This is a genomic window from Candidatus Nitrososphaera gargensis Ga9.2, from assembly GCF_000303155.1.
Taxonomy (GTDB): domain Archaea; phylum Thermoproteota; class Nitrososphaeria; order Nitrososphaerales; family Nitrososphaeraceae; genus Nitrososphaera; species Nitrososphaera gargensis.
Map to the genome: position 1 here is coordinate 2,820,810 of NC_018719.1, position 13,059 is coordinate 2,833,868.

Below are 13,059 nucleotides of genomic sequence, written 5' to 3' on the forward strand. Positions count from 1 at the left end.
TAGCTCTGCTCCTAGCAATTGCAATATAAATTTAATTTACGTCGACGACGATGTCTTTACGAGGTTTATAAGCGGGCTCCAATCCATCTTTTGGAACCCCATAGGGTCCTTTGCAGGATATTTTAGCCACCCTTTGGCTATTGAGAACTTGTAGACTTTGGATCTGTCGCCTAGGTTCACCTTCACCTTGAGCAATGTCCCCCAGCGCTTTTCCTCCGATGTAATGTCTATGATCTGGCTGAACAGGATCTCTAAATTGTCGGGGCTCTTGTCAAGGTCTCGCTCCAGATGCTCGAGTTTGTAGCCTTCGGCTGGTCGAAAGACGTTTTCGCCTGCTTCAAAGCGCTTTGCCTGCCTGATCGAGTGGGTTTCGTGCATCTTGTAGCTCATCTCTGTCTTGGTGATAAAAGCAAGTCGCTTGTCTGTTATGACGAGCATGCCCTCTCTGCCGCGCTTGAAAAAGCTCTCTCCTTCATTCCACACCCAGAAGAGGTGCGCCTTGATCTGCTCGTCCCAGTCAACCAATGCGGATGAACTAGCAAATACAGTTTTAATAATTTATTGGAAGAAAATGATAAAAATTAAAAAGAAAAAGGTGTGTGTTGAAGGGACTTGCTTAACCTTCTTCCCAGCCCTTCACGAACAGGCCGTGCTTCTTCAGCGGGATTGGCTGTCCTGGGGTGTAGTCCATCGGCCTCATCCAAAAGATTGCCTTTGTTGGGCAAACGCCAATGCATGCTCCGTCAGAGATGCATCTTTCTGGATAAAAGACGAATGCCTTGCCCCTCTTCCATCCTTCCACCGGCTTTACTCTCAGCACATCTGGACCAAGAGCGGTGCAAATCTCTACACAGAGCGCACAGCCGATGCAGTGTTGTTCGCTAATATCAGGAAGTATTGCGACTGGCATCTAATTCACTTATCCAACGATTCATGCTGAAACTATTTAAACCCTATGCCGATTTTATAACAGCGATATAAAATATTAGAAGACTGATGAAGAACAGGGCGATTAGCCCGTACATAGGGATACTAGCGGCGGTGGACCGCCACCAATTGGTCGTGGCTTTTTTGTACAACGCTAAAAAGCGCCTGTTCTCTTCAGCCAGTCTATCTGGGCAGATTAGACTGTAGAAAAAGTCGACAGTTGCGCAATATTAATTCTTCTCAACTTTTGTGCGTAGTTTTATGGTTGGAACCAGAAGAACCGGCTATATAGCTACTGCGCTTACTGTTGCATGTGCAGACTCTCCACGTTGCGTTCGACGACACGGACTCGCGTACCGGCCGGTGCACAACGCACCTTGCATTCAAGGTGGTGGAGCACTTGAAAAAGGAGGAAGGCGCCAAGCTTGTCGACTACCCACTCTTGATCAGGCTCAACCCCAACATCCCGTGGAAAACTAGGGGCAACGGCGCAGTCTGCCTGCGGCTTCAAGTGCAGGATGCAGGCAGAGTCATCGACCATATCAGGCAGGCAGTGGAGGAAGGGTCTGCCATCGGCAGCGGCGCCAACCCAGGGGTTGCGTTCCTGCAAAGTGATAGTGTGCCAGCCGAGCTGCAAAAGTTCAGCGCCCTTGCAATGTGCGACGTGCTCAGCAGGCAGATGGCTGAAAAGGTGGCCAAGGCCGCAGGAGTCCAGTATTCCACCTTTGGCAACGGGCAGGGGCTTGTGGGCTCGCTTGGCGCGCTGGGCTGTCTGCTTGATGGAGATCACACGTACGAGCTGATTGCCTACCGCAAGCCAGAGAACTGTGGCCTGCCGCGTGTTGTGGACAAAGAGCGCGTGATAAAGTTCAGCGCAGACACGTACCCAAACACGTTTAACAACTATGACAGAAACCATGGACGGGTGTTAATTACACCTCATGGCGCCGACCCCGTGTTCTTTGGCGTGAGAGGGGAGAGCCCGGAGGTCGTCGCCTCTGCATTGCCAGCACTGCAGCCGCTGGAGGAGGAGCTGGACGGCTGGACTATCTTTCGGTCAAATCAAGGGACCAACATGCACCTTCAAAACGAGATCAGGGTTGCAGGGGCCAAGGCGTACACAGCCGGCCACGTAAAGTGCAGGGTGAGCGGCAAGCCTTACGCGATCGAAGGCGGGCACGTCATTTTCACAGTCGAGCAGGACGATGGCGCTGAAATGCCAGCGGCAGTGTACGAGCCGACAGGGCTTGCAAAAGTTGCAATAAAGCTTGAAGCCGGCGACCTGATTGAGATCGGTGTCGGGGTAAGGAAGGGGACGACCAAGCATCCCAAGATCCTGAACGTCGAGTACCTGTCTGTTCTAGAGCTTGCGCCAGCCTTTGATGTGCTAAACCCGGTCTGCAAGATGTGCGGCAAGCGCATGAAATCAGAGGGCAGGAACAAGGGTTACCAGTGCGACAGGTGCAAGCACAGGGACGTAAATGCAAAGAAGATTTTTGTGCCGCGGGAGCGCGAGATCAAGACCGGATTGTACATCCCTACGCCAAAGGCCCATCGGCACTTGACAAAGCCGTTGCAGAGGTACGGCATCGAGAAATCGAGTTAATTCTAGGTTGATCCCTCAGGAACGCAAGCACAGATTTGTAACGGGGCGTGAACGCCCGTATAGAAGGTTCTTTTTCAGGCAGCAAAATCTACAAAGCGGCGCCGCCGGCCACCTGTATAGTTGCGGCTACAGCAGAATAAATTTGCCACAGCTTTTGCAAGTCGTCCTTGGGCAATGGTAAAGAGAGTATTCTCGCAAAAAGATATGCCTTGCTCGGTATCCGAAAAAAGCAAAGGCTTTTGTGGCATAAAATAATAGCGAGGGGTTGATTTGAACTTACGGCCACCTGCAATTTTGCAGAAAGTGGAAACCGCTCTGCGGGTTATGAGCCCGCCGGGATAACCTGGCTTCCCCACCTCGCTGTCAGCATCTTGACACAGGGGGAATATATCTCTGTCTGCATTGCGCAAATGACAACAACCTCAATGCAACAGAGCTAGCTTTTTATTTCCAACGGCTGCCAAAAAATGACTGGCTATGGCATTAGCCTTGGCGTGAGCCAGAACCGCCCTTTTTCTAAAGGAGCTGATAATGCCTACCAACAATTGAAAGGATGGTGGGCAATGGGCAAAATGAAAGGAGTCGAGTTTGCGTTTCTTGCTGTCGGGGCGATAGCTGGCGCGTTTGTAAGGTACAAGCTGGCCGAGTCTCCACTGATCTTGGGCACCCTTCCGGTCAACATACTTGTCATCAATATGATAGGCAGCTTTATTCTGGGTGTGTTCTCAATCCTCTCGGTGCTATGGAATCTGGACACAAGGTATTCACTTCTGGCAGCTGTCGGGTTCTGCGGTTCGCTTACAACAATGTCCTCGTTTGCCCTTGAAACAAGCAGCTTGATAGATAATCGGCAATTTGGCAACGCCGCTGTCAACATACTGGCAAACGTCAGCCTGTCGATAGGCGCCGTTGTAGGCGGCAGGTCTATAGCAAGCGTACTCCTAATGAAAGGAGGCATGTAGTAGTAGGATGGTAGCCAAAAAGATGTGGACTCTGACCATCAGGATAAAAAAGAACGACGAGCTGCACGGCAAGCGGCTGTACAAGGCGCTGCTTGATTTCATGATGGGCGCTGGCATTTCCGGGGCCACGGTGGTGAACGCAGTCGACGGCTTTGGCAGGCGCGGGAGATCCACTTTGCGAATTGAAGGGATTTCTATGAACTACCCGCTGATCATCGAAGTGGTGGATGAACAGTCAAAGCTTGAGCCGCTGCTTCCCCAGATCAGAAGAATGGTTGGCGACAACGGCATAGTTACGCTTCATGAAGTCAACATGCTATAGATTTATTTCCGTCCCTGCCCCTATTAGGGGCGCACACACATATGAACGCCAAGTCGCTCAAGGACATCGACTTTGAAAAGCGCAACGGGCTCTTGCCAGTCATCGTGCAGGACAGAAAGACCAAGGACATTCTGATGCTGGCATATGCTAACAAAGAAGCGCTAGCCAACACGGCCAAGACTGGCAACGCTTGGTTCTGGAGCACGTCGCGCAACAAGCTCTGGATGAAGGGCGAGGAGTCTGGCAACGTCCAGCCAGTGCATGAAATACTGGTCGACTGCGACTCTGACGCCATACTGTACATGGTCGATTCGGACAAGCCGGCCTGCCACACCGGTAACAGATCATGCTTCCATAACGTGCTAAAATAGTTACAAAAAATGCAATAAAATTGGATGACAGCGCGCTCTTGGTACGATTTTTGCAGAAAACGGATAGTTAAGCTATACAATATATATGTATGAAAAAGTTTAGTAATACTAAAATGGTGCTTAGCGAAGTTTTAATCACATACCTGTTTCTGGAGAGTAGAAAATCATGGGCAGTATCAGATCGCTAAGGTGCAGGGAATGCGGCAGAGAGTACGAGCCACAGTTCCGCTACGTTTGCGAAGAATGTTTTGGTCCTCTGGACGTCACGTACAACAAGGAGCTGTCGATAAACAGGCACACTTTTGAGTCAAGGGAAAAGACCTACTGGCGCTACTTTGAGCTACTTCCAATTGCTGACAAGAGCAACATCGTCAGCCTGAACGCTGGGCTCACCCCGCTGCAAAATGCGGACAAGCTGGGTGAAAAGCTCGGCCTGAAAAACCTGTTTATCAAGAATGACTCGGTCAACCCCACTTTTTCGTTCAAGGACAGGCCCGCCGGCGTCGCCGTGTCAAGGGCCAAGGAAACGAAGCTAAAGGCGGTGGGCTGCGCGTCCACCGGCAACTTGGCAGCTGCGACAGCGGCTCATGCGGCCAAGGCTGGCCTGCCGTGCTACATTTTCGCCCCATCTGATATCGAGCACGTCAAGATAGCGCAGGCGCTGTCGTACGGCGCAGAATTTGTCGCGGTGGAGGGCACATACGATGACGCAAACAGGATCGCATCTATCATTGGCGACAAGAAGGGCATAGGCGTGGTCAACATCAATATGAGGCCATACTATGTCGAAGGGTCAAAGACGCTCGCCTACGAGGTGGCCGAGCAGCTGGACTGGCGTGTGCCAGACAGCCTGATAATCCCAGTTGGAAGCGGCGCAATGCTCAACGCAATATGCAAGGGCTTTGAGGAGCTCCACGCTCTCGGGGTCATCGACAGTCCCAAGAGCATGAAGGTGATCGCTGCGCAGCCACATGGGTGCGCACCCGTGGTTGACGCATGGAAGCGCAACAGCGACGAAGTAATCCCAGTGGAGCGGCCGGAGACCATAGCAAAGAGCCTCGCCATTGGCGACCCCGGTGACGGCATTTACGTTCTGAAAAGGCTGAAGCAGTACAACGGGTTTGCAGAGGAGGCAAACGACCAAGAAATCGCCGACGGCATCATGCTGCTTGCCCAGACCGAGGGCATATTCACAGAGCCGGCGGGCGGCGTATCAGTCGCAGTGCTGAGAAAGCTCGTAGAAGAGGGCAAGATACAGAAAGACGAGCGCACGGTCTGCTATGTCACTGGCAACGGTCTGAAAGCCACAGAAGCGATTATAGGTCTGCTGCCGAAATTGAATGCTGTCAAGCCAGACGCGACCGAAGTCGCGGCAATGATAAGGGGATAAAAGAAAAATTGGCCAAGGTTGAATTTGTAGTTCCGTCAGTATTGAACAAGGGGCAGGGAGAGAAAAAGATCCCCCTAGAAGCCTCTGATCTGCAGGATGCATTTACAAAAATATCAGAGCAGATGGGCGACGATTTCAAGCGCAGGGTATTTGATCATAACGGCAAGCCGCGGTCATTGATCAACATCTACATCAACGGCAAGAATATGCGCTTTGGCGGCGGGCTGGCGACCCAGCTAAAGGATGGCGACTCTGTGTATATCCTGCCGGCGGTTGCCGGAGGGGCAGAGCTGACAAGCGAGGAGCTTCAGCGCTACTCGAGACAGGTGATGCTTGAGGAGATCGGCTTTGAGGGCATGGAAAAGATCAGGAGTGCCAAGGTTTGCGTCGTTGGCGCAGGCGGAATAGGCAACCCTGTCATTACCCAGCTGACGGCCATGGGCGTCGGCAAGCTCCGAATAGTCGATAGGGATGTCATTGAAGTCACCAACCTGCACAGGCAGCACCTGTATACCGACGACGACATTGGCCGGGTCAAGGTAGAAGCTGCCGCTGAAAGGTTGCGCAAGCTCAACCCGACGGTGGAGATAGAGCCGGTGCCGACTTCGGTCACGAAATATACCGCCGAAGGGATCGTCAAGGGCTTTGAGGTTGTAATTGATGCGCTGGACAGCGTGGATGCGCGCTATGCCCTCAACGACGCGTGCATCAAGTACAACATTCCACTAATCTACGCCGGCGCCATTGGCGTGACAGGCTCTGTGTGCACCATTCTGCCAAACAAGTCTGCGTGCCTGCGCTGTATGTTCCCCGAGCTGAACGAAGAAGAAATGCCGGCATGCAGCACCGAAGGTGTGCACCCATCGATTCTGTACCTTGTGGCGGGTATACAAGTGTCAGAGGCTGTCAAGATAATCATAGGCAAAGAGCCGACGCTTGTGAACAGGCTGCTTTACATGGACCTGAACGAGCTATCGTTTGATAGGGTCCAGATGTTCCGGCAGGAAGAGTGCCCGTCGTGCGGCAGGGCTCGCAAGGAAAGTGAGGTTGTCACAAGAGAGCTAATAATTGAAGAGCTGTGCGGACGGGACAGGGGCAAGCGCACATGGACAGTAACGCCTGCCGAGCCTGCGCCCATAAATTTGGTTAGCATAAGCAAGAACGCCGAGTCGCTCGGCTATCAGGTCAAGACCAGGGGCAACCTTGGCATCACGGCGATCAACTCAGGCAAGATGTCTGTGAGCTTCCTCTCAAGCGGCGCCGCGACGATCGTTGGCGCAAAGGACGAAGAGGACGCCATCAAGATCTACAAAACGTTTGTAAACGGCCACTAGCCGCCCATAAATTCAGTCAGGCTGGACTGCACCTTCTTTTCTTCCTTGAATATCAGCTTCAGCTCCATCGCTATCGACTCCACCCTGCTGCGCAGGTAGTCATTTATCTTGTATTGCTGGCACATGCCAGTCGCGATCCCCAGATATTTTTCTACAGCACCCCTTGTCACCGTCTGTACAAGCTCGCTGCCGCATTCGGCGCATTTGCCCACCAGCGGCATCCTGCGGAACTTTGCCCCACACGCCGTGCAGCGGAACGTCTGCGATGAATACGACCTCATATTGCCCATGATGTCCGGCAGGATGTGCGTGGTAAGAACCATAGCAGCCACTTCGTCCGCATCCACCGCATTGATCAGTTTCGCAGTGTCAAACTGCATTTTCAACTTCTCCTCCATTGTGTTGAGAGTGGAATATGCGCTCCTCTGCGCCTTTGTGGTTAGAGCGTTAGTAAAATGGGTAAAGCTGTAGCCAAAGAACTGGCGCTCGTCGCCTATCCTGTTCTTGATCGTTTCGATCATTGCAGCTGCATCAGCTGCCTTGCCCTGCTTCCATGTCGCCTCGTAAAATTCGACAGGATATACGCCTGCAATGTCGACGTTGTGCGCCTGCCTCTGTACCTCATGTGGAAGCACCACTGGCTGGATCAGCAGGGGCGCGTCCATCAGTCCACCTATCTTGTCAGGCAAAAAGTCAAACGAGAAATTCAAAAACGCGTCCATCAGTAGCATTACTGAATCGGCGTCGCCGTCGCAGTCCCTGCGCTTGGCCGAGTGCCACACCGGCGACGCGAGGCAGACCTGCGAGTCTGTAAAGCCGATTATCCTGCCCATTATGCCGACAGACGTGTGAGGGGCAAGACCTACTACCAAGTGGCCAACCAAGTCTTCGACCGAATTCACATTATAGAACGGCTCAAGCTCGTATAGCTTGGCAAGCTCTTCGTCGATGAATTTCGCCGTGTTGACAAGGTGGCGCGCAGAGTCGATAGGGATAATGACGTCCTGCATCATCAGCTCTACTATCTGGTCAGGCGACACCAGCTCTTTTCCAAGGTAATCTCGGGTGTACCCAAGCTCTCTCAACTTCTCGATGCTGACCGAGATCCAGGCCGGCTTGAAGTGGGTGAGCGGCTCGTTGGTGGCGTCAAAACGGATGGTGCCGTCCTTGAATGCGTGCAGGCCGTGCTTTTGGCGCAGTATCCCCTTTTCTAGAGGTTCTGCAGATCTGTGCCGGCTCATGAGCGACTTGACCCCCTTGAAAGGCTCTTCCGGCGCGACGCCCAGCTTTTTCTTTGCATGCTCTATCGCCGCCTTGAGCGGATAGTTGGTGGACGAGTAAGTCCTGCCTTCCTTGCCGCAGCGTGCGCACTTTTCGCCTTCTTCGACCTCTCCCCTGCACTGTATGCAGAGGTTGCGAAGCATGGTTGATGCGCCGCAAGTGCGGCAGTGCGTTCCAATTGATGGTATCTTGCAGTTGTCGCAGTAGCGGTTAGCGATCTCGGTGTAGAACGAGTCTTCTTCCTTGCATGCCTTTAGTATGTCGCGGGTGGCGCCCCCTTTTGGCCCGACTGGGAAGAGTACGTGCACGGGCGGCTTCATCTTGCGCTCGGCTGCCTTTTCCGGCCTGCCGACCCTTACCGCAATTGTGGAGGCGAACTTGGGCCTCACCACGACGCCTGACGATTTCGTCACAAACTCGATCGTATCCTTGGCTTCGACGATTGGACCGCCAAGCAGCCTTCTCAACGAGGCTGCCTGGTCGTTGTTGTCGACCCTGATCTTGTCCCTTGCTATCGAATGGGCGACGCCCAGCCGCTCCAAGATATCCTTTAACTTGGCATCGTTTGGAATTTCATTATCATCGGCCAGTCTATCCTTCAGGTAGAGCGCTTCGTCAAGGCCAACGGTGTCCCAGTAGAAAGAATATCTTGGATGCAGCGGGATTCCAAGCTTGCTGCTGATATCAAACGCTTCTTCAAGCGAAGGCGCGACCAGCGGGTTTTCAGCCAGCTGGATCAGCCTTTCTCTATTCGAATCAACAACAGGCAGCGCTGGCAATTTTGATTTGAGTTGCTGCGCCCATATCTCCTCCACGTAGCTTGCAGGCGGCAGCTGCGCGTTATTTTCCAAAAAGTCGCCGTAGCTTATCAGCATGTCCCCAAGGTACAGGATCTTATTGACCCGTGTCCGGATCCTTTCGGCCTGCTCGACCGTCGGAACAGGCATGACCCTGCCGTCGTCGAGCCGGACCAGCGGGGCTTCAAGTGTGTCTACAAGTGCTATCGTTGACGCCTTGCCCGGCATGTCCATCTTGATCTGGGTGCCGGCTACAATTGCATAGTTGAGCAGCGCCGGCACTGCCGGGTGTATCCCCACCGTGGCAAAGCCGGTGTTGTAGCAACGGCCGTAGCGGAGCCTAAAGCCGCCTATCTTTTTGGCCATAGAAAGCACTGGCCTGCCGGTGATGACTTCGGACATCCTGTGGTGGGCCGCATCGTCGTCGCCTGTCTGGATCGCGCCCTTGAGGTCCTTGAGCCACCCCCAGCCGTCCAGCTTTAACGTCTCAACCAGCTTTAGCAGTTTTCTGCTGCGGCCAATGAGCCCGTCGTTCATGACCCTGAGCGTGCCGCCCCGCACTCTGTCAGTCGCTATCCGGCGCATGCCCTTGTGCCCCACCACTTCGACAGGGTCCGTGTCCACGCCGTCAAGCTCAACAGGCAGGTTTGAAATGCACTTTATCACATCTTCATCAAGGACCTTGAACTGAAAGCCCATGACCTCTCGCTCGTAGATCCGCAGCTCTTCTACGAACCTGCCTGTTTCGTCGTCAAACGAATTTGCAATGTACTTGCCAAGCCCAGCCACCTTCCTTGCGTGATCGGCAATTAGCATGGTGAGCGCGGCTTCGGTCCCGCCGGCCGACCTGATGGGGCCGGCAAACGACACCGACAGGTACTGCGAGCCGTCGGCGTTGTTTTTGATTGTTACGTCGGATATGCCCTGCAGGGGAGCGACCGTGACGCCTTCTGTGACCACTGCCAATGATACGCGGACTGCATTGTCAAGCCGCGTCTTCAGGTCGCCCGACCCGTATTCGCCGGCAGCAATCTCCTCTGCTATCTTGAGCGCGGCCTTTTCCTTTGTAGTCGTCGTAAGCAGGGCGCGCAGCCTGTCGGCGATGTCGATTTCATGCATCTTGGCTACTCTGTCCGCCAGATCATAGGCTATCTTGGGCTCTACAATGTCCGCGGCGTCTATCCCCCGCCTTCTGGCCTTGAGCGCGTGCTGGTAGTTCTTGTGGACATTTTCAAGTATGTCCTGTTGGTAGCGCCGGTAATATGCTGGCATTCTCACATCCTTGAGACGAGCCTCGGCTTCCTCCAGCATCATATACCATTATCGCGCCCTGATTGCTTTTACTATTGACGAAAATTTTTCCTGCCAGTCGCCATCCTTTTCTATCATTGTGCCGATGACAATGATGTCGGCGCCCGCTTTGGCTATTTGGCCGGCGGTCTCCGGCGACCTGATGCCGCCGCCGACAATGAGCGTGCCTTCATACTGCTTTCTTACTGCCGCGACCATTTCTACCGGCACGTTCTGCGACGCGCCCGAGCCAGCTTCCAGATAAACAAAGCGCATGCCCATGTACTGCGCTGCAAGCGAATACATCACGGCAAGGTTGGGCTTGTGGAACGGGATCCCTCTGGCCCTGCCTACGAACCAAGCTGCCGTCCCTTCGCCCACAATTATGTAGGCCGTCGGCAACGGCTCGATGCCATACTTTTTGACAGCGATTGCGCCAAGCGCTTGCGCCCCAGTGATAAAGTAAGGGTCTTCTGAATTGAGCAGTGAGCTAAACAATATCGCGTCAGCCTTTGGTGACACGCCTGTGACGTTTCCCGGAAACAATATCACGGGTATCTTGATCTTGGACTTTATCTCCGCCACTACTTTGGCAAGCTCTAGCTGGTCGATGGCTGACGAGCCGCCCACCAGAATTGCGGACGCCCCCTTCTCCTCCACCTTCCTTGCAATAGCTGCCGCGTCTGTAGAATTTTCAGAGTCGATAAGCGGGAGACAAATTGTGCCGTGTTTTTTAATTTCGTTTCGTAAATACTGTTCGACCTTTCCTAATGTCACTTCTCCTTTTGAAATGGGTCAGTCATTTTAAAGTTTGATGCTACTGCTACCAAAATTTTTATTCCGGGGTGCTATACAAATCTGTATAGCACTCATGGCCGACTCGAAATCCAATTCTAACAATCTTTATGCGCATCTTGTTGCAAATTCTCTATTTACTCCACGTCAGCTTTCAATAATTTCTAAAAGGCTACAGGGGGGCGGCCGGGCACAGGACATCAGTTCAGGAGCCTATTACCGGCAGGTCAAGCAGTGCCGGGACAAGGTCAACGCAGTACTTTACAGCATGATACTTCTGCAATCGACGGGGGTCGTCCAGCCGGAAACATTGAGCGCTATTGGCAGGCTGGCGGAGCAACTGAGTGTGATATTTGCTTCAGAAAGTAGTGATGTTGCGAGCCGGCTGAGCGTGGATGATGTGATATCTGTGATGGATCAGCTGGTAAAAAGAATGTCCAAGTTGTAAAATAATGTTGTTCCGTAGCAATAAATCACGGTGCTGCAACGTAATGCCGTGACATGATCGTCGACCTGTCCTATGTACTCTCTTTTCTAATCACGCTCCTGACGAGCGACATTGTGATATCGGGCGCGCTTGCCTTCTTGGCAGGCATGGTTAGCGTGATGGCCTATACCAGAGCAAAGAACGCGCTTGCAGACCGCCGCTACAGAGCCGACGAGGCAGTTGTCGAAGCAGTTGTTCTCGAGTATACTCGCAGGCTGCGCGACTATGATAGGGTGATTGCAGAGCTTCGCGCCAAGGTCGACATTATGGAAGTGAAGGCTCAGACGATACCTCAGGCAGTGACGACGATATCACATTATCAACAGGCATCACACCAGCCGCAACCTCATGTAGCGCCAGCGAGTGAACCTGTAACAGTCACGCAGCACGCTACTGCTACTGCCGTTATTGTTGAGAAGGAAAACAATGGCACGACCGATTACATCCTGAAGTTGCTGGCAGAGAGGCCGCGCACATCAAGAGAAGTGCAGCACGCCATCGGCAGGACGCGGGAACATACCGCCCGCCTTATGAAAAAGCTTCACGACTCTGGGCTTGTAAGCAGGGATGCCAACGCCAAGCCTTTCAGGTACAACATCACGGACGCAGGTCGAGAGAGGCTGAAGGAGAAGGTTGCGCCTGCTGCTGTCTAGTTGTTGCTGTCCTGTAGACCCACTCTTTGCCCTGGCGGGTTCTCACAAGTCTTCCCCGCTCTGAATATCTTGAGAGGTAGGTTGAGATGATGCTCAGCTTTATCGGCTCGTTGTACTGATCCTCATATAACTCAAGGATATCGGTCGAGGTAAAGCTTCCGTAGGGGAACTTGCTCTCAACCAGGCTCCAGATCCTATCGCCTACCGAGCCTGGCGCTCTGGTGAGCGTTTCGCCCTCGCTATTATTGTTGCCGTTCGATTCGATGTTGAGGAGATCCATGAACTCGACTATCTTCATTATCTTCTCCTTGGACACATTGCCCTCTAGTGAGAGGTTGTACTTGCTCCCTTCGGCATCCTCTAACTCTATCCTGAACTTTCTCTTTCCCGAGATCATACCAAAGAGGTAGCTTGACCTGTTAACATGATAACACTTAACACCAGCTCTGCCAATGTTGATAACAAACAGCTTAGCTCTTGTTAACTGCGTATGAGAGATAAGCTATCTTGGTTAACAATTGCTTTGGGTTAACCAATTTTTTAGTAAAAATGCGCTCATTTGCAGTTCCAGTGGAAATGAAGGGGTCCTGTCCGGGTCTGTTAACAACGCCAGCGCTGCCGTTGACGCTCCAGTGGAAATAAAGGGGTCATTTTCGGGCCTTTTTGACCGGCGACGTTCGTATGTTGTTAACGGCAGTTGATCGTTGACAATTTCTGACACGCGGCCACCCCTAGCTTTCCTGTGCAAACACCTTCTCATGACTTTCAACAGTCAATGTTATCAAGCTGATACGTTAACTAGCTATAGTTGATTCGGCCGGTTAAAAACGACCTGTTAACATGA

13 protein-coding genes, 1 tRNA gene and 1 riboswitch are annotated in these 13,059 nt (G+C 52.7%); of the genes, 8 read left to right on the forward strand and 6 right to left on the reverse strand.

The genetic code is table 11. The features are described 5' to 3' along the window. Positions 1–36: 36 nt before the first annotated feature. Both NGAR_RS16850 and NGAR_RS16855 read right to left on the reverse strand, forming a co-directional pair. Entirely contained in the window at positions 37–525 is a 489-nt protein-coding gene (locus tag NGAR_RS16850) for a hypothetical protein (RefSeq protein WP_015021034.1), read from the reverse strand. Positions 526–616: 91 nt separating this feature from the next. Then, positions 617–910, reverse strand: a complete 294-nt coding sequence (locus NGAR_RS16855; protein WP_015021035.1) for an NADH-quinone oxidoreductase subunit I — start codon at positions 908–910, stop codon at positions 617–619. A gap of 330 nt (positions 911–1,240) precedes the next feature. On the opposite strand from NGAR_RS16855, the gene NGAR_RS16860 reads away from it, so the two are divergent. Further along, positions 1,241–2,533, forward strand: coding sequence for a TiaS agmantine-binding domain-containing protein (locus NGAR_RS16860; protein ID WP_148681673.1), 1,293 nt, complete (start codon positions 1,241–1,243; stop codon positions 2,531–2,533). Positions 2,534–2,788: 255 nt separating this feature from the next. Here NGAR_RS16860 and NGAR_RS16865 read toward each other — a convergent pair. Then, positions 2,789–2,895, reverse strand: a tRNA-Met gene (locus NGAR_RS16865). Positions 2,896–2,997: 102 nt separating this feature from the next. Beyond that, positions 2,998–3,078, forward strand: a riboswitch (Fluoride riboswitch). 18 nt (positions 3,079–3,096) lie between these two features. Here NGAR_RS16865 and crcB point away from each other — a divergent pair. The 5 genes from crcB (at position 3,097) to NGAR_RS16890 (ending at position 6,912) form a co-directional block, all read left to right on the forward strand. Next, positions 3,097–3,495: a fluoride efflux transporter CrcB gene (crcB, locus tag NGAR_RS16870; RefSeq protein WP_228369226.1), complete on the forward strand. Its 399-nt coding sequence runs from the start codon at positions 3,097–3,099 to the stop codon at positions 3,493–3,495. Positions 3,496–3,502: 7 nt separating this feature from the next. Then, a complete protein-coding gene (locus NGAR_RS16875) occupies positions 3,503–3,817 on the forward strand; it encodes a DUF190 domain-containing protein (RefSeq protein ID WP_015021038.1) in 315 nt (104 codons plus the stop codon). A 41-nt stretch (positions 3,818–3,858) separates the two neighbouring features. Continuing rightward, a complete protein-coding gene (gene hisI, locus NGAR_RS16880) occupies positions 3,859–4,188 on the forward strand; it encodes a phosphoribosyl-AMP cyclohydrolase (protein WP_015021039.1) in 330 nt (109 codons plus the stop codon). Positions 4,189–4,354: 166 nt separating this feature from the next. After that, positions 4,355–5,578: a threonine synthase gene (locus NGAR_RS16885; RefSeq protein WP_015021040.1), complete on the forward strand. Its 1,224-nt coding sequence runs from the start codon at positions 4,355–4,357 to the stop codon at positions 5,576–5,578. A gap of 8 nt (positions 5,579–5,586) precedes the next feature. Further along, the gene (locus NGAR_RS16890; RefSeq protein WP_015021041.1) at positions 5,587–6,912 is read left to right on the forward strand and encodes a ThiF family adenylyltransferase; all 1,326 of its coding nucleotides are present in this window, start codon (positions 5,587–5,589) and stop codon (positions 6,910–6,912) included. Here NGAR_RS16890 and NGAR_RS16895 read toward each other — a convergent pair. After that, positions 6,909–10,304 carry a DNA polymerase II large subunit gene (locus NGAR_RS16895; protein ID WP_015021042.1) on the reverse strand — a complete coding sequence of 1,132 codons (3,396 nt, stop codon included), beginning with the start codon at positions 10,302–10,304 and terminating at the stop codon, positions 6,909–6,911. The genes NGAR_RS16890 and NGAR_RS16895 overlap by 4 nt on opposite strands. 6 nt (positions 10,305–10,310) lie before the next feature. Then, the gene (locus NGAR_RS16900) at positions 10,311–11,057 is read right to left on the reverse strand and encodes a phosphoglycerol geranylgeranyltransferase (RefSeq protein WP_015021043.1); all 747 of its coding nucleotides are present in this window, start codon (positions 11,055–11,057) and stop codon (positions 10,311–10,313) included. 94 nt (positions 11,058–11,151) lie between these two features. Here NGAR_RS16900 and NGAR_RS16905 point away from each other — a divergent pair, with 94 nt between their 5' ends. Beyond that, on the forward strand, positions 11,152–11,523 hold the full coding sequence (locus NGAR_RS16905) for a hypothetical protein (RefSeq protein WP_148681674.1): 372 nt from the start codon (positions 11,152–11,154) through the stop codon (positions 11,521–11,523). Between the two features lie 53 nt (positions 11,524–11,576). After that, positions 11,577–12,215, forward strand: coding sequence for a helix-turn-helix domain-containing protein (locus NGAR_RS16910; protein WP_015021045.1), 639 nt, complete (start codon positions 11,577–11,579; stop codon positions 12,213–12,215). Here NGAR_RS16910 and NGAR_RS16915 read toward each other — a convergent pair. Further along, positions 12,160–12,612: a hypothetical protein gene (locus NGAR_RS16915; protein ID WP_148681675.1), complete on the reverse strand. Its 453-nt coding sequence runs from the start codon at positions 12,610–12,612 to the stop codon at positions 12,160–12,162. The genes NGAR_RS16910 and NGAR_RS16915 overlap by 56 nt on opposite strands. Positions 12,613–13,059: the final 447 nt, after the last annotated feature.

What these genes read in the sequence shown, in the direction of transcription:
- NGAR_RS16915 (WP_148681675.1), bottom strand. Translation starts at nt 12,612, where the DNA reads ATGATCTCGGGAAAGAGAAAGTTCAGGATAGAGTTAGAGGATGCCGAA.
- NGAR_RS16855 (WP_015021035.1), bottom strand. Translation starts at nt 910, where the DNA reads ATGCCAGTCGCAATACTTCCTGATATTAGCGAACAACACTGCATCGGC.
- NGAR_RS16885 (WP_015021040.1), top strand. Translation starts at nt 4,355, where the DNA reads ATGGGCAGTATCAGATCGCTAAGGTGCAGGGAATGCGGCAGAGAGTAC.
- NGAR_RS16875 (WP_015021038.1), top strand. Translation starts at nt 3,503, where the DNA reads ATGGTAGCCAAAAAGATGTGGACTCTGACCATCAGGATAAAAAAGAAC.
- NGAR_RS16905 (WP_148681674.1), top strand. Translation starts at nt 11,152, where the DNA reads ATGGCCGACTCGAAATCCAATTCTAACAATCTTTATGCGCATCTTGTT.
- hisI (WP_015021039.1), top strand. Translation starts at nt 3,859, where the DNA reads ATGAACGCCAAGTCGCTCAAGGACATCGACTTTGAAAAGCGCAACGGG.
- NGAR_RS16910 (WP_015021045.1), top strand. Translation starts at nt 11,577, where the DNA reads ATGATCGTCGACCTGTCCTATGTACTCTCTTTTCTAATCACGCTCCTG.
- NGAR_RS16895 (WP_015021042.1), bottom strand. Translation starts at nt 10,304, where the DNA reads ATGATGCTGGAGGAAGCCGAGGCTCGTCTCAAGGATGTGAGAATGCCA.
- crcB (WP_228369226.1), top strand. Translation starts at nt 3,097, where the DNA reads ATGGGCAAAATGAAAGGAGTCGAGTTTGCGTTTCTTGCTGTCGGGGCG.